Raw genomic sequence first — 545 nt, 5'->3', positions numbered from 1 at the left:
GAACGGAGCGGCCAACTCTCAGATCGGAGATCGGGAACCTATTATCACTCCCGGACTCTCCGCGGTTGCGCCATCGCTTCGAGCCACGTGTGCGCGATTTCGGCAACTCGCTTGTCGAGGTCGTCCACATCGGTATCGATGCGCGCAGCAAGCGGTTCGCGGAAGATGCGGTAGCCACGGTGCAGCGCGGTGAGCGCCACGTGCAGCGCCTCGAGATCGTGGGCACGATCGATGTCCCCGTCGATGACGTCCTGGCGCAGGCGACTGAGTGCCGACTCGTATCGCGGCATCGGGTCGACGGTTTCGTCCCCGTCGATGATGAGCAGGGCGCGCAGTTGGCTGTCCTGACTCTTGTCGGTCGACCGGAAGGCCTGAAGCCTGCGCTCGACGAAGGAGACACCCCGCCGGTCGGCCAACAGAGATTCGATCACCGCTTCGAAGCGACGGGTAATCGCCGCGCGCAGCAGTTCCCGTCTCGAGCCGAAGTAGTGGTAGATGTTGCCGCGATTGACCCCGGCCCCCTCGGCGACCTCGCGCAGATTGAG

1 protein-coding gene is annotated in these 545 nt (G+C 64.4%); it reads right to left on the bottom strand.

Translation table 11 applies throughout. The features are described from left to right. Nucleotides 1-44: 44 nt before the first annotated feature. Nucleotides 45-545, bottom strand: a 501-nt coding sequence (locus GY725_01790) for a helix-turn-helix transcriptional regulator (GenBank protein ID MCP4002905.1), incomplete at its 5' end; no start/stop codon positions are given.

Source organism: bacterium, assembly GCA_024226335.1.
Taxonomy (GTDB): domain Bacteria; phylum Myxococcota_A; class UBA9160; order SZUA-336; family SZUA-336; genus JAAELY01.
Note: the sequence above shows the minus strand (reverse complement) of the source record. Positions and strands in the feature narration are given on the sequence as shown.